This is a genomic window from Peribacillus sp. P4_D6 (assembly GCF_056401795.1).
In genome coordinates this window covers 117814-137709 of record NZ_JBFUIQ010000001.1, presented here as the reverse complement: position 1 = coordinate 137709, position 19896 = coordinate 117814, and the positions used below count along the sequence as shown (strand labels likewise).

Here is a 19896-nt window from a genome sequence, read left to right as displayed (position 1 = left end):
GTATGAAATGTAAAAATGATTGCTTCTTTTGTTCTCTAAAAAACACAAAATTCACTTAAAAGAACAAAATTTGTTCTTCGTTGAGATAAATGGTTAACAATTTTACCAGGGTTGGATTATTTGTATCGAAAGAATTGCCATACATGCCATAGGGCTTCTTTTAGCAGTGCGGAATATGGAAAGTGGCTTTGCCCGACCTGCGGTGAGGATTTATCTTCGCAAAAAGCCCACGATGCACTTACAATCGAGAGAATCAATACAACCCAAAGAAATTTTAAGAAGAGTAAAACGAAATTGAATTAGTCTAAGAAAAATCACCTGAACTTCAAATTTTCTTAATATTGTAATATTTTGTCGGATGAAAGTTTTTGCATTTATGTGGATTACCGACATAAAATAGCAATATATGGAGTGTGTATCCGTTATAATATGATTATAGGTAATGTATTTGGTAATAAATACCACGACAAAGGCAAACTCCTTGAAAAATGAGGGCGCAAAGGCACAGGTCTAAGGTCCTTGTGACTATGATGGCTGGTCTGCCTGAAATACAAGAGTATTTTAGGAGGTAGAAGAGGTGGCTAATGTGGAAATGGATCAAGAATGGGTGAAATTGATTTCTGAAGCAAGAAGCTTGGGTTTCAAAAAAGAGGAAATCATTGCTTTTTTTAAACGGGAAAGCCCTGAGGCAATTTTTGAGGAGAACGATGGAAAATAGGTTCCGAACAAATTCGAGAACATCCCTATAAACAGTGGTTCGATTCATAGCTGTTTATAGGGTTTATTCTTCCTTGGGATTCTTGTGAGTCTAGCTTATTCACTGTATTCTTCAGGATTATGTAAGTAAACTAGTGCACTACCACTCTACTCTTCTTTATCTTTTCTCCATTTATTAAATTCGATGAATTCCCTGAATTGTTGTTTTGAGACACCCGAATTCATGGCTTCCTCAACGATTCTCATCCAGTCATTGTCCAAGGTTTCCTTATTTGGTGCATCGTAAAGCAGGGCATCAACAGGGATGTTAAGTACGGAGGAGATTTTTTCAAGAAATTGAATAGAAGGATTCGTTTGTAAGTTCCGCTCGAGCGAACTTAAATAAGACTTTGCAACACCTGCTTTATCGGCAAGTTCAGTCATCGACATTTTCTTTTCTTCTCGCAGTTTTTTTACACGTTCACCAATCATCAATACCACCTCGAAACATGTTCTATTTATTTTCCGCTAATAAGTTTCGGCAGCCCACCTTATCATTCAAAACATGACGCCTGTAAGGTTGGATTACCTTGACATGCTATCTCTAGAGAGGACACAGCATCTAGTGATGGAAGGTTATGGATAATTCACATTTGCATATGGAATAGTGGGGAGTTTGCAACATATTTTTTATACTTTCTCCTATTTTAACAGTTTTACTCCTCATTTATCCATTGTTTTTCGCAAGAATTGCATTCAGGTCTATACCAGCGAAGTGACATGAAGTTGTACCTCTATGATAGAAGTGGTAAAATTAAGCGTGCATTAGTAATAATAGAAGGTGTGTTTCTTCTTACTTATATGAATTTTTTTATCATTGAACGATCATTACCATAATAGAGGAGCGTTATTGAATGCTTAATATATTAAATAAAGTTTTTGATCCGAATAAGCGAGAAATCAAACGTTTAGAAAAAATCGCCGATCAGGTCGAAGCGCTGGCTGATGAGACTGCTGCGTTATCGGATGAACAGTTGCGTGCCAAAACGGAAGAGTTTAAAGAGCGTTATCAAAATGGGGAAACCGTTGATGATTTGCTTGTCGAGGCTTTTGCGGTTGCGCGTGAAGGGGCAAAGCGTGCTCTGGGCTTATATCCTTACCGTGTTCAAATCATGGGTGGGGCATCCCTTCATGATGGAAATATCTCCGAGATGAAAACAGGGGAAGGTAAAACCTTAACATCCACGATGCCAGTTTATTTAAACGCGCTTACCGGTAAAGGTGTACATGTCGTTACCGTCAATGAATACTTGGCACACCGTGATGCCACCGAAATGGGTGTATTGTATGATTTCCTCGGTTTGACCGTCGGGTTGAATTTGAACAGTCATTCTAAAGAAGAAAAGCAGGCAGCGTATAATGCTGACATTACGTACAGTACGAATAATGAGTTAGGTTTTGATTATCTTCGTGACAATATGGTGTTATATAAAGAACAAATGGTACAGCGTCCGCTGCACTTCGCTGTCATCGATGAGGTCGATTCGATTTTGATTGATGAGGCGAGAACGCCATTGATCATTTCCGGTTCGGCACAGAAATCGGCTCAGCTTTATATCCAGGCCAATGCGTTTGTAAGAACCTTAAAGAAAGATACGGACTACACATATGATGAAAAGACAAAAGGTGTTCAGCTGACGGAAGATGGGATGAATCGAGCTGAAAAAGCGTTTAATATCGATAATTTATTCGATATTAGTCACGTTACTTTGAATCATCATATCAATCAGGCATTAAAGGCTCATGTTTCCATGCATTTGGATGTGGATTATGTCGTCCAGGAAGGCGAGATAGTCATCGTTGACCAATTCACTGGCCGTTTGATGAAAGGCCGCCGTTACAGTGAAGGTCTCCACCAGGCGATCGAAGCGAAAGAAGGACTTGAAATTCAAAATGAAAGCATGACTCTTGCGACGATTACATTCCAGAACTATTTCAGGATGTATGAAAAACTTTCAGGTATGACCGGTACAGCCAAAACGGAAGAAGAGGAATTCCGCAATATTTATAATATGAATGTCATCGCGATCCCGACAAACAGGAATATCATCAGGGATGACAGGGCAGATCTTATATATGCGACAACTGATGGGAAATTCAAGGCTGTTGTGGAAGACATCGCCGAACGTTATACAAAGGGTCAGCCTGTGCTTGTCGGTACGGTTGCCATCGAAACATCTGAGGTCATATCTGCCTATTTATCCAAAAAAGGCATCCCTCACGATGTTTTGAATGCCAAGAACCATGAGCGTGAAGCGGAAATCATTGCGAATGCGGGTAATCAAGGCTCAGTTACGATCGCTACTAACATGGCAGGTCGCGGTACGGATATCAAGCTTGGTGAAGGTGTCAAGGAGCTTGGGGGCCTTGCTGTCATCGGCACGGAACGTCATGAAAGCAGGCGTATAGATAACCAGCTGCGTGGCCGGTCCGGCCGTCAGGGTGATCCAGGGGTCACTCAATTCTATTTATCAATGGAAGATGAATTGATGCGCCGCTTCGGTTCGGATAACATGAAAAACATGATGGCACGCCTAGGTATGGATGATTCCCAGCCAATTCAAAGTAAAATGGTGACAAGGGCCGTTGAATCCGCACAGAAACGGGTCGAAGGCAATAACTTCGATTCACGTAAGCAATTACTGCAGTATGATGATGTTCTCCGTCAACAACGGGAAATTATCTATAAACAGCGTTTCGATGTCATGGAAAGTGAAAACTTACGTGAAATCGTCGAAACGATGATCACGGCATCCATCCAGCGAAATGTTGTCGCGTTTGCACCAATGGGCGATGAGGAAGGCTGGAATTTACAAGGCCTTGTCGACTATCTGAATGGTAACCTATTCAATGAAGGTTCAATCACTGTGGCTGATTTGGAAGGGAAAAACGAATCGGAATTGGTTGAGTTCATTTTAGCAAAAGTGAAAGAAGGCTATGACCAAAAAGAAGAAGAGCTATCTGAAGAACAAATGCGTGAATTTGAAAAAGTAATCGTTCTTCGTGCAGTCGATAGTAAGTGGATGGACCATATTGATGCAATGGAGCAGCTGCGCCAAGGGATCCACCTTCGTGCTTATGGCCAAATCGATCCGCTTCGTGAATATCAATCTGAAGGTTTTGCGATGTTTGAAGCGATGATTGCTTCAATGGAAGATGAAGTCGCGAAATACATCATGAAGGCTGAAATCCGCAACAATTTGGAACGTAAGGAAGTCATAAAAGGACAAGCGGTCAATCCGAAGGAAGAAGACGGGGGAAAAGTGAAAAAAGCCCCTGCCCGTAAAAAGGAAGACGTTGGAAGAAACGCATTATGCCCATGCGGCAGCGGTAAAAAATATAAGAATTGCCATGGCAATTTAGGCTAAAGTTAGGTGTATAATGAAGATGAGACGGTTAAGTCCAAGGCTAGCCGCCTCTTTTCATGTTTAGTTTGCATATAATGAAGAGGTTTATTGTAATGAAGGGAATCCCTCTTCAGGGATTTTTTTTAACATACTTAATGAGGTGAAGAGAAATGGAATTAGCAGAAATAAGAAATGAACTTGAACGGACAGCGCAGCGATTAACGGACTTTAGGGGGTCTCTTTGACTTAGATGAAAAAGAGGCACGAATCGCACAGCTAGAAAATGAGATGACACATCCCGATTTTTGGAATGATCAGCAAAAAGCACAAACTGTCATCAATGAAACGAATGCTTTGAAAGAACAGGTCAATCAATTGTCCGACCTGAATGAATCATATGAAAATCTGGATTTGACATATGAATTAGTGAAAGAGGAGAATGATCAAGAACTTTTAGCTGAGCTGGAAGAAGAAATCACGGTTCTTGCACAAAAGATGAATGACTTTGAACTTCAACTTTTATTAAGTGAAGAATATGACTCGAAAAATGCCATTCTTGAACTGCATCCTGGTGCAGGCGGTACGGAGTCCCAGGATTGGGGTTCCATGCTGTTGCGCATGTATACAAGATGGGGTGAAAAAAGAGGCTTTAAAGTGGAAACCCTTGATTACCTTCCAGGTGATGAAGCTGGGATCAAGAGTGTCACTTTAATTTTCAAAGGCCATAACGCCTATGGTTATTTGAAAGCGGAAAAAGGGGTACACCGTCTTGTCCGTATTTCTCCTTTCGATTCCTCAGGACGACGCCACACTTCATTCGTTTCATGTGAAGTCATGCCGGAATTCGATGAGACGATCAATATAGAAGTACGCACGGAAGATTTGAAAATCGATACGTACCGGGCAAGTGGTGCAGGTGGTCAGCATATCAATACAACGGACTCGGCGGTCCGGATCACCCATTTACCTACGAACACCGTGGTAACGTGCCAAAACGAGAGATCTCAAATCAAAAACAAGGCCCAGGCCATGAATATGCTGAAAGCCAAATTGTATCAACGTGAAATTGAACAGCAACAAGCGGAATTGGATGAAATCCGCGGGGAGCAAAAGGAAATTGGCTGGGGAAGCCAAATTCGTTCATATGTTTTCCATCCGTATTCCATGGTTAAAGATCACCGTACTAGTGCGGAGACCGGAAACTTGGGAGCTGTCATGGATGGGGATATCGATATGTTCATTGATGCGTACTTGCGTTCAAAATTATAAGATCAGCCAGTCGGACCGGTTTCCCCGGTCCGGCTTTTTTTATGATTTCCCTTTTTAATGAATCTTCTGGCTGACATTTACAGGATTGAAAAGGGATGCTCTACCTCGTTCGGCCAATACTAGATAATAATGATGGTTCGAGGAGACTTATGCAAAATGAAGAGAAGATACAGGGAGCAGAGGCACCCTTTCATTCAAAAGTTAACGGAGTATGGATTGGTGATTGTCGGTTCGTCCATAATTGCCATTGGTTTTAATGTGTTTTTACTGCCTAACCAGGTCGCATCCGGAGGGGTCAGCGGGATTAGCACGATTCTCAGGTCAACTCTCGGTTGGGAGCCGGCTTATGTTCTTTGGGGTTTTAATATCCCTTTGTTCATTGCGGGGCTTATTATCCTCGGTAGGCATTTCGGAGCCAAAAGCCTGATTGGAACCTTGTTTCTGCCTTTAGTGGTATTTCTGACAAAGGATTGGGAGGCATGGACGAATGATGCATTGCTTGGTTCGATTTGCGGGGGGATGATGGTCGGGCTTGGGCTGGGGATCGTCTTTCGCGGCAAGGGTTCCACTGGGGGGACCGATTTGGCGGCACAGATTTTCCATAAATATTCCCATCTGTCATTGGGGACCTGTGTGGCTGTCATTGATGGAATCATCGTTTTAAGTGCTGCCATCGTTTTTGATATTGAAAAAGGCCTTTATGCATTGATTGGACTATATGTGACAAGCAAGACGATCGACCTTGTCCAGATTGGATTGAACCGTTCGAAGATGTCACTGATCATCACGAATAAAGAAATGGAAGTAAGGGATGCTATCATACATGAGCTGGACCGGGGTGTAACAGGCATATCCGGGTATGGCGGCTATACGGATGATACTCGTCCAATTTTGATGTGTGTAATAGACCAGTCGGAATTCACCAAATTGAAACAATTGGTGAAACTCGTTGACCCTAAAGCGTTTGTAATTGTAATGGACGCATCGGAGGTACTTGGGGAGGGTTTTAAACTGGATTGAAATTGGTATAATGTTCTTGTGCTGGTATAAATCAGAGGGGGTAAGTTCAATGAAAATGAAGTGGTTAGCCTTAGTTCTGGGTACTTCTTTGGCCTTGGCTGCATGCGGTGGGAACGATGATGCTGCAGATAAAGAGCCTGCAAGTGAAAATAACGAAACGACTACGGCAGGTGCCGGTGATGCCGCAAAAATTTATGAAAACAAATGTTCAAGCTGCCATGCAGTGAATCTTGAAGGCGGCGTGGGACCGAACTTGACGAAGGTAGGTTCCAAGCTATCAAAAGAAGACATTGAAAAAGTCATTGCGAATGGTCAAAGCGGCGGAATGCCAAAAGGTATAATCAAGGGCAAGGAAGCGAGCATGGTCGCTGAATGGCTTGCTGAACATAAATAATGATTAATGAAACGTTCTGCTTAGCGGGACGTTTCATTTAGCCTCCATTAAACCCTCGAAACAACTCGCGATCAACCACTTATCAAGCAATCAAATCCTGGAATTATTACATAGATGTTGATATATGTCTAACTGAAATGAAACTGTAATATTTTTTATGCTTAATTTGACAAAATATGATGTTATAATGTTTCTGTGCTCAAGTAAGGGAGATTCCTGTCAGATTTCAGTGAAAATTGTCGAAAAGCTGTATATACATAGTGATAATCCAAGCAAATTAGGTGGTTTTAGAATGATAGAAATGATAGATGTGAAAAAGACATACCCAAATGGCGTAATTGCCATTAATGGAATCAATGTGAAAATAAAGCCAGGCGAATTCGTTTATGTAGTGGGTCCGAGCGGTGCCGGAAAATCGACCTTCATCAAAATGATGTATAGGGAAGAAAAGCCTACAAGCGGTAATATTTTGGTCAATGGCGTAAGCCTGCCAAGTATCCGCAATTCGAAAGTTCCTCTATTCCGCCGTAATATCGGTATGGTATTCCAAGATTTTAAACTCCTTCAAACATTCACTGCATATGAAAATGTTGCTTTTGCCATGGAAGTTATTGAAAAGGAACCAGAAGAAATCAAAAAGAGAGTCATGGAAGTTCTTGATCTGGTTGGCATTAAACATAAAGCGAGAATGCTTCCTTCCGAGTTATCTGGTGGGGAACAGCAAAGGGTTGCAATAGCCCGTTCGATCGTCAATGATCCCAAGGTAGTCATAGCCGACGAGCCTACAGGTAACCTTGATCCCGAAACATCATGGGAAATCATGAACATATTCGAAGAAATTAATAAACGCGGAACTACACTGGTCATGGCCACACATAATAGGGACATCGTCAACAATATTAAACGACGTGTCATTGCCATTGAAAGTGGAAAAATAGTTCGCGATGAACATCGAGGTGATTACGGATATGAAATTTAGAACATTGCTCCGTCACTTCCGTGAAAGTTTTAAAAATATTGGCCGTAATGGATGGATGACGTTTGCTTCAGTCAGTGCAGTAACGGTCACTCTAACTTTGGTTGGCGTCTTTTTAGTGCTCATGATGAATTTAAATCATATCGCGGGAAATGTGGAGAAAGATGTCGAAGTTCGTGCACATATTGATAATGCGGCGAATGATGACGATATAAAAGCTATCGGTAAGCAAATTACGGAGATAAACGGTATCGAATCAGTGATTTTCTCTCCAAAAGATGAAGAGCTTACTAATTTAATAGATGATTTAGGAGATAATGGTGAGGCTTTTAAACCATTTGAACAGGATAACCCATTAAGGGACGTTTATGTTATCAAAACGAAATCTCCGCAAGATGTCATCAAGGTGGCAAAGAAAATCGAAGGTATGGAATATATCCAAAGTGTTAAATATGGACAAGGCTACGTCGAGAAACTATTCAGCTTTGTTAATATTGCTAGAAACATAGGGATCGTTCTTATTGTAGGCTTACTATTTACTGCAATGTTCCTGATTTCGAATACGATTAAAATTACCATTGTAGCCAGAAGAAAAGAAATTGAGATCATGAGATTGGTAGGAGCGACGAATACATTCATCCGTTGGCCTTTCTTCTTGGAAGGACTTTGGTTGGGAGTCCTCGGTTCCATCATTCCGATAGGACTGATTGCAGTACTCTACTATAATCTTTATAAATATGCAGCACCGCAGATTACGTTCAAATTCATAGATTTCCTGCCTGCAAATCCGTTTATTTATCAAGTATCGGCCATCCTCATCGTAATTGGTGCGGTTATCGGAATATGGGGCAGCTTGATGTCCGTCAGGAAGTTCTTGAAAGTTTAAATTGTATCTTTACTCGAAAGCCAAAAGTAGCCAGACATAAATAGAGAGACGTTACAAGGCAAGGATGTAACGGGTTGAAAGGGGAAATGAAACGTGAAAAAAAATATCATTGCCATGAATGCCTCCATCATGATCGGGTTGGGAAGCATTCTGGCGGCACCTTCGGTTTATGCTGAGTCTATATCGGATTTAGAGAAACAGAAAGAATCCATCCAGGAAAAACGTTCAGGTGTTGAATCGAATATTTCCGACACGGAAAAGAAAATCGATAGCCTGCAGGATAAGCAAATGACAGCAGAAGACCAAATCGCTGCCATTGAAGCGAAAATCGCAGAGTCCGCAAAAAAAATCGATGCTAAAAATGCTGAAATTACACAAACGAAAAAAGAAATCGAGGCATTGAAAGAAGAGATTAAAGTATTAAAAGAGCGGATCGCGAAACGTAATGAAGTATTGAAGGAAAGGGCACTTTCTTTCCAGGAGACTGGCGGGGACGTGAACTACCTTGAAGTATTATTCGGATCATCCAGTTTTGGGGATTTAGTTGACCGTGTCGGAGCTGTAGCGACAATCGCTGAAGCCGACCGCGATATTTTAAAGCAGCATGAGCTGGATAAAAAGGATCTCGAAGAAAAGCAAAAAGCCGTTGAAACGAAGCTTGCCAGTTTAGAAGTGGCAAAAGCTGAACTATTGGAAATTCAAAAGCAACAAAAACAGCAGAAGCAAGAAAAGGATGCATTGGTTAAAAAATTAAAGCAACAAACTGAAAAGCATGAACATGAGAAGATGGGTCTAGAGGAAGAAAAAGCGAATCTTGCTGCTCAAGAAAAAGCCATCAAATCAGCAATCAGCTTGGAACATCAACGTCTTGCCGAATTGGAAGCAGCTCGTAAAAAAGCGGCAGCTGAAGCGAAAAAACGTGCAGAGCAAGAAGCTGCACAAGCGGCTGCACAAGCAGCATCACAAGCATCACAGGCAACCGAAACAAAAAAACAATCCACTTCTTCAGGATATAGTGCAAAAAGCAACAGTTCATCATCATCTTCACCCGCTTCGTCTAATGTAAGTCAAGCGCCAGCCGTATCATCGGGTACTTTCACTAGACCTAGTGCAGGATATGTATCTTCAACAATGGGTGAACGCTGGAATAAACAGCATGCCGGCATCGATATAGCTGCTAGCGGAACGGTTCCAGTTGTAGCGGCAGCCGACGGGGTCGTAAGCCGTTCTTACTTCTCAAGTACATACGGTAACGTCGTCTTCGTTACCCACTCGATCAGCGGTCAGCAATGGACTACTGTGTATGCACACTTAAGTTCTAGACAAGTAGGCGAAGGTGCTGTAGTTGCCAAAGGTCAACAAGTTGGCATCATGGGTAACACAGGACATTCCTTCGGTCAGCATTTACACTTTGAGCTACATAAAGGCCCATGGAATTATAGCAAGTCAAATGCTGTTAATCCATTAAACTATGTAAATATCTAATACCCAATATATCAATGGAAAAACAGACAAGGATAAATTCCTTGTCTGTTTTTTTATGTGGTGTCATCATTTTCTATAAGCATATTCTTTTCATTCCCCTCATATAGTGAAATACATATCAGGTCAGAAATGGGGATAAATATGGTGAAAAAATGGGTACTTCCTCTAGCTATCATCATGTCACTAGCCATTGGAGCAGTGGGGGGCATATATTGGACAAGCCTTCCGGCCAAGAATGAAGCAAAGGATGAAAGCCAAGAAATATCGAAGGATAAGGAATGGGCAAAAGTGGAACAAGCTTACGGTTTGATCGTAAGTCAATATGTAGAGCAGGTGGATGGCTCCAACCTGGTTGAGGGTGCCATCCAAGGCATGCTGTCAGCGCTGAAAGATCCTTATTCCGTATATATGGACAAGGAGACCGCTAAGCAATTCAATGAAACCCTGGATTCCTCTTTTGAAGGGATCGGGACTGAAATCGGAATGGAAGATGGTAAGGTCATCATTGTTTCTCCTTACAAAGACTCGCCTGCAGAAAAAGCTGGATTAAAGCCGAAAGATCAAATCCTCAAGGTGAATGGTGAAAGTGTTGAAGGGCTGGATCTGTATGAAACACGCCTGAAAATCCGCGGCGAAAAAGGGTCACCCGTCAAAATGGAAATAAAGCGGGCAGGGATTGATAATCCACTTGAATTCAGCATGGTGCGCGCCGAAATTCCATTGGATACCGTATTTTCATCAATTAAGGAAGTCGGCGGAGAACAAATCGGTTATATCGAGTTGACCACATTCTCGGAAAATACTGCAAGTGATTTCAAAAAGCAGATTAAGAAGCTGGAAAAGACGGGAATCAAGGGCTTGGTCATAGATGTACGCGGCAATCCAGGCGGCCTTCTTTCCAGTGTGGAAACGATTCTTGGCGAGTTCATCACAAAAGACAAGCCCTATTTGCAAATTGCCGAAAGAACGGGGGAAACACAATCGTTTTTCACAAGCCTTAAGAAAGCGAAAAGTTATCCCATTGCTGTCTTGACGGATAAAGGGAGCGCATCTGCCTCGGAAATCCTGGCTGGCGCCATGCAAGAGGCGGGAGGCTATCCATTGGTTGGCGAGAAGACTTTCGGTAAAGGCACAGTACAGCAAGCTGTACCAATGGGTGATGGCAGTAAGATTAAACTTACGTTATATAAGTGGCTGACTCCTTCAGGGAACTGGATCCATAAAAAAGGGATCGAACCGACGATCAAAGTCAAACAACCGGAGTACTTTAATGCCCATCAGCTGGCGATTGAGAAGGTGTTGGAGCGGGATATGAATGATGAACAAATCCAGTATGCCCAAAGCATTCTGAAAGGACTCGGATTTGAACCGGGTCGTGAGGATGGATATTATGATTGGAGTACAGAAATCGCAGTAAAGGCATTCCAAAAACAATTCGGCCTGGAAGTGACCGGTAAGCTGGATGCTAAAACCGCAGCGCATCTGGAATCCGCCATTCTGGAAAAGATCCAGGATGAAGATAATGATATCCAGTTACGCACGGCTTTGAATTATTTAGTGAAGTAACTTGATGGCATCGTTCCCCTTGGAGCGGTGCCTTTTTTGCATTTAATCGTTCCTTGCCTGCCAACTTGAGATAAACCTAATTTTTCTGCATCTTAATAGGCATGGAGGCTACATTTTTGATAGAATAGGAGGTAACTGACCAGAACGAAGTTTGACAAAATTTTGATTACTTTTGAGGATGGTGGAAAGAAATTGACAACGGATTGGCTGATTGCATGCTTAATGGGATTAGGAAAACTTTTCCTTCACCCTTTGCTTTATGTTTCGATTGCCTATTGCTTATTCATCGGCTATCTTCGCGTTAAACGGGAACGCCATGATTTTAATACGAAGATCTACAGTTTTTCCATGGAGCTGCGTTCCATGCTGCCTCTAGGATTGATAGGGGGATTGATCCTTTCCTTCCTCACGCTGGCCACCGGACTCGCCATTCCTTTGGCGGCAATGTCCATCATGGCAGTGGTTACGGTTTTGGCGATGCTATCCATGAAAAAGAGGTTTGTTTCCCCCGTTTATACAATGGGGCTCACTTTCTTTATCCTGTTCTTTCTATATGATAGAGATATCGAGCTGACGTTATTTCAGGATTCCCTTAATCAGCTAGATCGGTCCGTATATCCGACACTTGTTATTTTAATGGGGTTATTACTGATTGCTGAAGGGTTTTTGATTGTTGCTAATGGAAGTAAAAAGGTCTCTCCTCACTTGGAGGTATCCAAAAGGGGGCAGCCGATAGGTGTGTATGTTTCACAGCGGGTCTGGCTAATTCCCATGTTCGTTATGATTCCTGGAGGACAACTTCCAGCGCCTTTCGAATGGTATCCGGTTTTTACAATCGGGGACATGTCCCTGTCGCCGATCGTACTTCCCATTTTAATCGGCTTTAAGCAACAAGTTCATGGGACGCTCCCGGAACTGGCAATTAAGGCGCAAGGCAAAAAGGTAGGGGCATTGGGAATTGTGATTACGGTATTGGCTGCAGCTGGTTACTGGTACCCTCCATTGGCAATCATAACGGTTGTTTTGGCAATCCTTTGCCGTGAATTCCTGCATCATTCCCAAAAGGCAATGGATCAAAAGCTTCCTTTTTATTTTTCGAAAAGTAAGCTGGGTGTCCAGATCTTAGGCGTTATCCCTCAATCTCCGGCAGATAAAATGGGGTTGCAAAAAGGCGAGGTCATTTCGAAAATAAATGGGGTCGTCGTCAGGGAAGAAGAAGAGCTATACAGGGCGCTACAAATAAACCGGGCACATTGCAAGCTCGAGGTCATCGATAATAATGAACAGATTCGTTTTGTGCAAAGAGCTCTATTTGACGGGGAGCATTACGAACTGGGCCTCTTGTTCGTTGACGATCAATTGAAGGAAAGCGGACAAGTGGGTTAATGATATAAAATAAAAGGCCTTTCTCGAATTATATCGAGAAAGGCATTTTTCAATGGAAACGTGTTATTACTTTTCAAGCATGATTTTTTCTATATCTTCCAGCATTTTATTAGCTGCAATTACTCCGCCAGCTGTATTCCATGTTGCGTCGCTGACCTCATGGGCATTTCCGTTTTTGACTGCATCAAGGTTTTTCCAAAGTGGATCATTCGTCCATTCTTTTGCTGTGCTTAGGGCTTGTTTGTCGCCTTCAGGAGCGTAGGTGAAGTAGAAAAGAATATCTCCATCCATTTTAGGGATGACTTCTTTTCCAACCTCAATGGCAAGGTTGCCTAATTTATTATCTGCAGTGAAAAGTTCCTTCTGTTGTTCTGCACGTTTAAATCCTAATTGATCGAAAATCACTCCAGAGAATGAATCTGTGTAATAAATACGAGTAGTTCCAGCCATGAAACGAACAATGGAAACTTCTTGATTTACTTTATCACCCAATTTAGCTTTAAGATCTTCAGTGTTTTTATCGAATTCTGCAATTACATCGTTACCTTTTTCTTCAAGGTTCAAGGCTTTTGCATATAGTTTGAAGTTTTCTTTCCAATCTCCTCTTAGCGTTTCCGAGAAAACCGTAGGGGCGATTGCATTTAATTTATCATAAACAGCTTCTTGGCGTATCTTGCTTCCGATAATCAAGTCAGGCTTCAGTGATGCGATTTTCTCTAAGTTAACTTCATGTTCAACACCAACAACTTCGACCCCATCCATATCATCTTTAATATGGTCGTACCAAGGGTCACCAAGCCATGATTGTACGGCACCAACAGGTTTAATTCCTAAAGCGATCAACGCTTCAGTACCTTCATTTGTTAAAACGACGACTCTTTTAGGCGTTTCTTTCAACTCGGCAGTGCCCATGGCATGCTTAATTGTGTAGCTTTTCTCCGCTTTCTTGTCTTCAGCTTTATTTTCATCGGCCTTTTCATCCGAATTACCGCAAGCTGCTAGAAGGAAGACTGCAAATATTGTAAAAATCGTTAATAAAGACTTAAATCTAAACATCTATGTATCCCTCCCAATTTGTCAGCAAATGATAATCATTCGCACTTAACAGCATCATCATAAAATGAATATACTTTTCTGTCAATATATAATTGAAAATGATTCTCAAATTCGTTGACATAATCCTGTAAACGCCAGTACAATTGAATTAAATACTGATATACAAACGAGACTGGAAAGGTAACTGGATATGTTATTAAAAAATTCATGGCAGAAATGGATGGGGTTGTTCATTACCATTCTTTTGCTGCTGTTTTTACTATGCTCAAGCATTGTATACGGTTATACGGATACAACATGGAAAATGGCCATCGATGCTTTTACCGATTTCAATGGGACGAATGAACACATTGTCATTCAATCAGTCAGACTTCCGCGTGCCCTGATCGCTTCGGCCATCGGTGCAAGCTTAGCCATTTCGGGGGTTTTGATGCAAACGCTAACTAAAAACCCCCTCGCCTCCCCAGATATATTCGGGGTCAACGCCGGGGCGGGATTGGCGGTGGTCACCGGTGTCACCGTTTTTGGGATAAGCAATCTTCAAGTATTCACATGGCTTTCATTCCTTGGGGCCGCCATAGCCGCGATAAGCATATTTATGATAGGAAGCATGGGACGCGGCGGCTTGACACCGATGAAGCTGACATTGGCAGGTGCAGCCATGACGGCGATGGTAGCCTCACTTACACAAGGTCTTCTTGTTTCTAATGAGGCTCTTTTGGAGCAAGTCCTATTCTGGCTTGCCGGATCCGTTTCCGGCAGAAGCCTGGACAATTTAGTTGCCGTCCTGCCTTATCTTGCCGCAGGCTGGGTCCTTGCCTTGATCATGTCCGGTAAAATGAATGTGTTATCCATGGGTGAAGATGTTGCAAAGGGTCTTGGACTGAATATAGCATTCCTTAAACTGGTCCTGGGGCTGGCAATCATCCTGCTCTCTGGCGGATCAGTAGCGGTTGCGGGTCCGATTGGCTTTATAGGAATCGTCGTTCCGCATCTTACCCGTTCTATAGTTGGCATCGATCATCGCTGGTTGATTCCCTTCTCTGGACTTTTCGGGGCGGTGCTTTTGATTGCAGCCGATGTCATATCCAGGTATATCCTGATGCCTCGCGAAGTTCCGGTTGGAGTCATGACAGCCATAATCGGGACCCCATTCTTTATTTATATAGCTAGAAAGGGGTTCAGCGGTCGATGAAGTCATATAAGAGCTTTCGTTTGTTTAATGAAAAAATATCATTCTTGATGGATAAAAAAGCCATGATCGTGATTTTCATATTATTTTTAGTCACTTCACTAGTGTTTGTGATCAGTACTGGAGTGGGTGAAATGAATATAAATCCGCTAAGCGTTCTCCAGGTCTTTATCGGAGGGGGGACGGAGAGCGACCGGCTTATTATCCAATCTTTCCGCCTGCCTAGAATAATTGTTGCCCTGTTGGTAGGGATGGGCCTTGCTGTAGCTGGGGGTATCCTTCAAGGGATGATTCGAAACCCACTTGCTTCGCCTGATATCTTGGGGATTACGGGAGGAGCGACTGTAGCGGTCGTTGGATTCTTGGCCATTTTTAGCGATAAGAACCATTCATTAACGGTGAGCATCAATTGGCTGCCGTTAGCTGCATTCATTGGGGCGACAGTCGTGGCCTTCCTCGTTTATTCATTAGCCTGGAAAAATGGGGTTCCCCCGATCAGGCTTGTGTTGATCGGGATTGGGGTGATGGCTTTAATGAAGGCGCTCACTACGATGATGATGATTCTTGGCCCCGTCTATCAAGCGAGCCAGGCAAACCTTTGGATCACCGGGTCAGTGTCCACCTCCACTTGGAATAATATCGCTGTACTGGCACCATGGACGATTCTATTCCTGTTAATTGCCTTCCTGTATGCCAGGAATATTAATTTACAGGAGCTAGGCGATGACCTGGCAACGGGGCTTGGGGGGCATGTCCAAAAACAGCGGTTTACATTATTGATGATCAGTACGGCCTTGATTGGCGGTTCCACAGCTTTTGCTGGGGGAATAGGATTTGTGGGATTAATGGCACCGCACATGGCCAGAAGGCTGGTTGGTTCTAGTTTTGGAGTGTTACTGCCGACTTCGGCTTTGCTTGGCGGCATCCTGGTTATGGTGGCGGATTTGATTGGACGGACTTTATTCTCACCTTTGGAAATACCGGCTGGTGTCTTCACAGCGAGCATCGGGGCACCATACTTCATTTATTTACTATATAAAACGAGGAATTCGTAATTCCGGTAAATGCAAAAAGAAGCAGTCATCCTAGGGATGGCTGCTTCTTTATTTCTTTAAGCTTCTTTAGCTGCTTCGATTTCGATGGTAAGCGTGATTTGATCGCCGATCAGTACGCCGCCTGTTTCTAATGCCGCGTTATAGGTTAGACCATAATCACTGCGTTTGACTTTCCCTTTTCCGCTGAAGCCTGCTTTTTCATTTCCCCATGGATCTTTCCCTTGGCCTTCGAAGGTGATGCTGAAAGTTTCTTCTTGTGTAACTCCATTAAGAGTCACATTTCCAGTTACATCGTATTCATCTTCATCCGTTTTCACGATTTTCGTTGATTTGAATGTTAATGTAGGGTTTTTTTCTACATCAAAGAAGTCAGCGGAACGTAAGTGATTGTCCCTGTCTGCATTGCGTGTGTCGATACTGGCCACATCAACGGTAAAGTCAATCTCTGCAGTCGTTAGATCCGATGGGTTTGCTAGAATGCTTGCCTCGAACTTATTAAAACTTCCTTTTACTTTAGCGATCATCATATGTTTTACGGAAAATTCAATAGCGCTGTGAGTCGGGTCGACTATCCATTTTGTATTTGTCATATTTATTCCTCCTGATTATTAATCTTGAATTTATATATCTTTAATTTGAGATATCTTAACTTAATGTAATTATAAGAGCTGAAAGCAATAGTGTCAACTGAAAGTTTTCCTTAATTTTGAAAACATGAAAAACCCTGTGCATTTATGGGGCACAGGGTTTTCAGACTGTAGACAAACTCGATGAAAATCAAGTTTGTCTCAGTTTTTATGAAGGTTTATAAAACTCGAATGATGATTTCAACTCCAGGCACTCGCTTTCCGCGGGCGGTCCGGAAGCCTCCTCGGCGCCTTGCGCCTGCGGGGTCTCCCCTCGACGCGCGTTTCCCGCAGGAGTCTCGCACCCTCCGTTACAATCGACTTTGTTATGAAATTTCAGGTAAGAACCCTTTTGTCTACAAACTCAAACCCTGTGCATTTATGGGGCACAGGGTTTTTAATGAAGAAGGGTAAAGCGGACATCTTTATTAATTGGCCTGTTCTTTCTCTTCTTGATTGGTCACTTTACCCGGCCAAAAAGCACGGCGGCCAAGGAGGGAGGTGATTGCAGGAACAAGGAACGGGCGCACAATGAATGTGTCCATTAACACACCAAGGGCGGTAATGAGCCCGAATTGGACCAATACTTGAATCGGAAGTGTGGCTAGAACGGAAAAAGTGGCTGCCAGGATTATTCCGGCGGAGGTGATGACACCGCTAGTTTCGGCAACGCCCTTTCTGATGGCCTGCTTGATTGGCATCGTTTCTTTCTTACGCCAAATGCTTGAAACCATGAAAATATTATAATCTTCTCCAAGTGCGACCAGGAATACGAAAGAATAAAGTGGAATTGTCCCCTCTATCGCATCAACACCCATGAAATAGTGCAGGATAATCCAACCTACCCCCATAGCTGCAAAGAATGATAGAATGACTGTCCCCATTAAATACACCATGGCTGTCACAGATCGCAAGTAGGCTAAAAGGAGCAGGGAAATCAGGACGATGATGATCGGGATGATCAAGAATACATCGGATTTGACGGTATCCCTTTTATCGAATTGAGTCGCAGTCTGCCCGCCAACCCAAACCTTTTCTTCTACGGAAGATATATTGGCGGCTTTCAATTCTTTCTCCGCCATTGTGCGAATTTTTGGAATGGAATCTATGGCCTCGATATCATATGGGTTGATGTTGAATGTGACCTCATAGGATTGCAGATCTTTATTCGATTTACTTGAGACTGGATCGGCAACAGTTTCCACAATATCCATCCCTTTTAATGCCGGTGCTAAATCAATATCTTCACCATCCGTATCGACAACCACTGTCGCCGGTGCCAGTTCGCCTGGTGAATACGAGTCGGAAATGACAGAATAGCCTTCACGGGAGTTCATATCTTCAGGGAAGGAAGAGAGAATATCATATGAATATTTTATTTGTGAAGAATATCCAGCTAAAACACTGAAGATGATCAGGCATGTAAGAATGACGGTCCATGGCTTGGTTGTGACGATATGGCCAATCCAGTTACCGATGCGGCCTTCTTTATGCTTTTTGACGGCTTTTCCCTTTTTCTTGGCCCGTGCTTCTGCCATTTCAGGTGTACGCGGGACGATTGGGAAGAAGGAAGCCCTTCCGAATACAGAAAGCAATGCAGGTACAAGTGTTAAAGCTGCCAGCATCATGATTAAAATCGACAAGCTGAATGGTACAGCGAAACGGTGGTAGGCTCCGTATTTGGCTACAAGCAATGTTAGCAGGGAGATGACGATCGTTAGGCCGCTCATCGCAATGGCGCCTGATGAATCTTTAAATGCGGCGATCATGGCTTCCCGTTTGCTTTCATGATTCCTTAATTCACTTCTGTAGTGAGAAATTAAAAATAGGCAATAGTCCGTTCCGGCACCGAATAATAATACGGTCATGATTGAAATGGCCTGTGAATCGACTGTAATCCAACCATGATCTGCCATGAAACCAAGGATCGGGCTTGTGACAATATAGGCGAAGCCTACTCCGATTAAAGGAATTATGGCTAAAAGCGGAGAGCGGTAAATGAGTAATAATACGACAAGTACAAGTATTACTGTCGCTAAAAGCAATTTGAAATCAGCACCTGAAAATAAACCCGTTGCATCGACTGATATCCCTACAGGGCCTGTCACTCGAAGGGATAATTCATCTGAATCGGTCGGGACCTTGAATGGGTCCGTTCCAATGCGCTCCGTTACTGCTTCATTAATGCTTTCAAGATTTTTTTCGAGAATTTCAGTCTCGGTCTTTTCTTTAAAGAAAAGCGGCTGTACGAAAGTCGTTCCATCTTCTGAAACCGATCCTTTAAGAGCAGGCAACGGAATTTCATGAAGCGGCGGTAAGAAAGATTGCTGTGTTAATGGATTATCTGTCAGTTCCTTGGAAAGATACTGGATTTCAGCCAAGTCGGCCTCTGTCAGTCCACCTTCGCGATGCCATGTAAGCAGGGCAGGTATTCCAGAGGAATTTGGAAACTCTTCTTTAATAAGTTCATCAGCCACGACAGAAGGCGAGTCTTCAGGCAAGTCTGAGGCATTATTTGCTGTTCGATCATTAACGGCAGGCAATGTGAAGGTTAATGAGATTGCTGCAATTATCCATGCGGCAATGACAACCCAACGACTGGTTTTTCCTGTCATCACCCTGCCAAGTCTTCCTATTATTGATTCGTCCAATGAAGGCACCCCGCTTTTTAAATTTTTTATCCTCATTTCATTATAGTGGTGTGATGTTGACTTATACAAAAATGGGTATGCTCACTCCAACTACTAAACTCTTCAAATCGTTAATGGCATGAATATAGGCTCATCGATATATAGGGGAAAAGTACTTATTTACCTAATTTCAATTAAATTTTGAAGATCGAAGAGTTAAATATAGGAAATGGGGGAAAGTATAGTAGTATT

16 protein-coding genes and 1 riboswitch are annotated in these 19896 nt (G+C 42.7%); of the genes, 12 read left to right on the top strand and 4 right to left on the bottom strand.

Translation table 11 applies throughout. The features are described 5' to 3' along the window. The first annotated feature begins 461 nt into the window (after positions 1–461). A riboswitch (cyclic di-GMP riboswitch) is annotated at positions 462–547 on the top strand. Positions 548–577: 30 nt separating this feature from the next. Continuing rightward, positions 578–718: a DNA-binding anti-repressor SinI gene (gene sinI, locus AC1DVB_RS00635; RefSeq protein WP_230134811.1), complete on the top strand. Its 141-nt coding sequence runs from the start codon at positions 578–580 to the stop codon at positions 716–718. 146 nt (positions 719–864) lie between these two features. On the opposite strand, the gene AC1DVB_RS00630 is transcribed toward sinI, so the two are convergent. Then, positions 865–1188, bottom strand: coding sequence for a helix-turn-helix domain-containing protein (locus tag AC1DVB_RS00630; protein ID WP_057278132.1), 324 nt, complete (start codon positions 1186–1188; stop codon positions 865–867). A gap of 422 nt (positions 1189–1610) precedes the next feature. Here AC1DVB_RS00630 and secA point away from each other — a divergent pair, with 422 nt between their 5' ends. From secA to AC1DVB_RS00585, 9 genes are all read left to right on the top strand, one after another. Continuing rightward, entirely contained in the window at positions 1611–4124 is a 2514-nt protein-coding gene (secA, locus tag AC1DVB_RS00625) for a preprotein translocase subunit SecA (RefSeq protein WP_034309885.1), read from the top strand. Positions 4125–4273: 149 nt separating this feature from the next. Beyond that, positions 4274–5372 (top strand): peptide chain release factor 2 gene (gene prfB / locus AC1DVB_RS00620; protein WP_223255851.1). Its coding sequence is split into 2 segments (ribosomal slippage): positions 4274–4336 and positions 4338–5372, totalling 1098 coding nucleotides; the frame shifts between segments, so codons are not numbered across the junction. 156 nt (positions 5373–5528) lie between these two features. Next, the gene (locus AC1DVB_RS00615) at positions 5529–6392 is read left to right on the top strand and encodes a YitT family protein (RefSeq protein WP_098937341.1); all 864 of its coding nucleotides are present in this window, start codon (positions 5529–5531) and stop codon (positions 6390–6392) included. A gap of 49 nt (positions 6393–6441) precedes the next feature. Then, on the top strand, positions 6442–6786 hold the full coding sequence (gene cccB / locus AC1DVB_RS00610; protein ID WP_057278129.1) for a cytochrome c551: 345 nt from the start codon (positions 6442–6444) through the stop codon (positions 6784–6786). Positions 6787–7078: 292 nt separating this feature from the next. Further along, the gene (gene ftsE, locus AC1DVB_RS00605) at positions 7079–7765 is read left to right on the top strand and encodes a cell division ATP-binding protein FtsE (RefSeq protein WP_034309898.1); all 687 of its coding nucleotides are present in this window, start codon (positions 7079–7081) and stop codon (positions 7763–7765) included. Beyond that, on the top strand, positions 7755–8648 hold the full coding sequence (gene ftsX / locus AC1DVB_RS00600) for a permease-like cell division protein FtsX (RefSeq protein WP_034309901.1): 894 nt from the start codon (positions 7755–7757) through the stop codon (positions 8646–8648). The genes ftsE and ftsX overlap by 11 nt, the downstream gene beginning before the upstream one ends. A 93-nt stretch (positions 8649–8741) precedes the next feature. After that, positions 8742–10133, top strand: a complete 1392-nt coding sequence (locus AC1DVB_RS00595) for a murein hydrolase activator EnvC family protein (protein WP_057278128.1) — start codon at positions 8742–8744, stop codon at positions 10131–10133. A 141-nt stretch (positions 10134–10274) separates the two neighbouring features. Next, positions 10275–11699 (top strand): S41 family peptidase, encoded by a 1425-nt coding sequence (locus tag AC1DVB_RS00590; protein ID WP_098185485.1) that lies wholly within the window; start codon positions 10275–10277, stop codon positions 11697–11699. Between the two features lie 192 nt (positions 11700–11891). Next, entirely contained in the window at positions 11892–13085 is a 1194-nt protein-coding gene (locus AC1DVB_RS00585) for a PDZ domain-containing protein (RefSeq protein ID WP_230135289.1), read from the top strand. A 66-nt stretch (positions 13086–13151) separates the two neighbouring features. On the opposite strand, the gene AC1DVB_RS00580 is transcribed toward AC1DVB_RS00585, so the two are convergent. Beyond that, positions 13152–14141, bottom strand: a complete 990-nt coding sequence (locus tag AC1DVB_RS00580) for an ABC transporter substrate-binding protein (protein WP_095678719.1) — start codon at positions 14139–14141, stop codon at positions 13152–13154. 190 nt (positions 14142–14331) lie between these two features. Here AC1DVB_RS00580 and AC1DVB_RS00575 point away from each other — a divergent pair, with 190 nt between their 5' ends. Together AC1DVB_RS00575 and AC1DVB_RS00570 are read left to right on the top strand one after the other, a co-directional pair. Further along, positions 14332–15336: a FecCD family ABC transporter permease gene (locus AC1DVB_RS00575; protein ID WP_095678718.1), complete on the top strand. Its 1005-nt coding sequence runs from the start codon at positions 14332–14334 to the stop codon at positions 15334–15336. Continuing rightward, positions 15333–16388, top strand: a complete 1056-nt coding sequence (locus AC1DVB_RS00570; protein WP_377330566.1) for a FecCD family ABC transporter permease — start codon at positions 15333–15335, stop codon at positions 16386–16388. The genes AC1DVB_RS00575 and AC1DVB_RS00570 overlap by 4 nt, the downstream gene beginning before the upstream one ends. Before the next feature lie 56 nt (positions 16389–16444). Here AC1DVB_RS00570 and AC1DVB_RS00565 read toward each other — a convergent pair whose 3' ends face one another. Continuing rightward, complete coding sequence (locus tag AC1DVB_RS00565; protein ID WP_053536834.1) at positions 16445–16978, bottom strand: YceI family protein; 534 nt, start codon at positions 16976–16978, stop codon at positions 16445–16447. Positions 16979–17442: 464 nt separating this feature from the next. Beyond that, a complete protein-coding gene (locus AC1DVB_RS00560; protein WP_477587778.1) occupies positions 17443–19665 on the bottom strand; it encodes an MMPL family transporter in 2223 nt (740 codons plus the stop codon). Positions 19666–19896 lie beyond the last annotated feature (231 nt).

What these genes read in the sequence shown, in the direction of transcription:
- AC1DVB_RS00630 (WP_057278132.1), bottom strand. Translation starts at nt 1,188, where the DNA reads ATGATTGGTGAACGTGTAAAAAAACTGCGAGAAGAAAAGAAAATGTCG.
- secA (WP_034309885.1), top strand. Translation starts at nt 1,611, where the DNA reads ATGCTTAATATATTAAATAAAGTTTTTGATCCGAATAAGCGAGAAATC.
- AC1DVB_RS00615 (WP_098937341.1), top strand. Translation starts at nt 5,529, where the DNA reads ATGAAGAGAAGATACAGGGAGCAGAGGCACCCTTTCATTCAAAAGTTA.
- cccB (WP_057278129.1), top strand. Translation starts at nt 6,442, where the DNA reads ATGAAAATGAAGTGGTTAGCCTTAGTTCTGGGTACTTCTTTGGCCTTG.
- ftsE (WP_034309898.1), top strand. Translation starts at nt 7,079, where the DNA reads ATGATAGAAATGATAGATGTGAAAAAGACATACCCAAATGGCGTAATT.
- ftsX (WP_034309901.1), top strand. Translation starts at nt 7,755, where the DNA reads ATGAAATTTAGAACATTGCTCCGTCACTTCCGTGAAAGTTTTAAAAAT.
- AC1DVB_RS00590 (WP_098185485.1), top strand. Translation starts at nt 10,275, where the DNA reads ATGGTGAAAAAATGGGTACTTCCTCTAGCTATCATCATGTCACTAGCC.
- AC1DVB_RS00580 (WP_095678719.1), bottom strand. Translation starts at nt 14,141, where the DNA reads ATGTTTAGATTTAAGTCTTTATTAACGATTTTTACAATATTTGCAGTC.
- AC1DVB_RS00575 (WP_095678718.1), top strand. Translation starts at nt 14,332, where the DNA reads ATGTTATTAAAAAATTCATGGCAGAAATGGATGGGGTTGTTCATTACC.
- AC1DVB_RS00570 (WP_377330566.1), top strand. Translation starts at nt 15,333, where the DNA reads ATGAAGTCATATAAGAGCTTTCGTTTGTTTAATGAAAAAATATCATTC.
- AC1DVB_RS00565 (WP_053536834.1), bottom strand. Translation starts at nt 16,978, where the DNA reads ATGACAAATACAAAATGGATAGTCGACCCGACTCACAGCGCTATTGAA.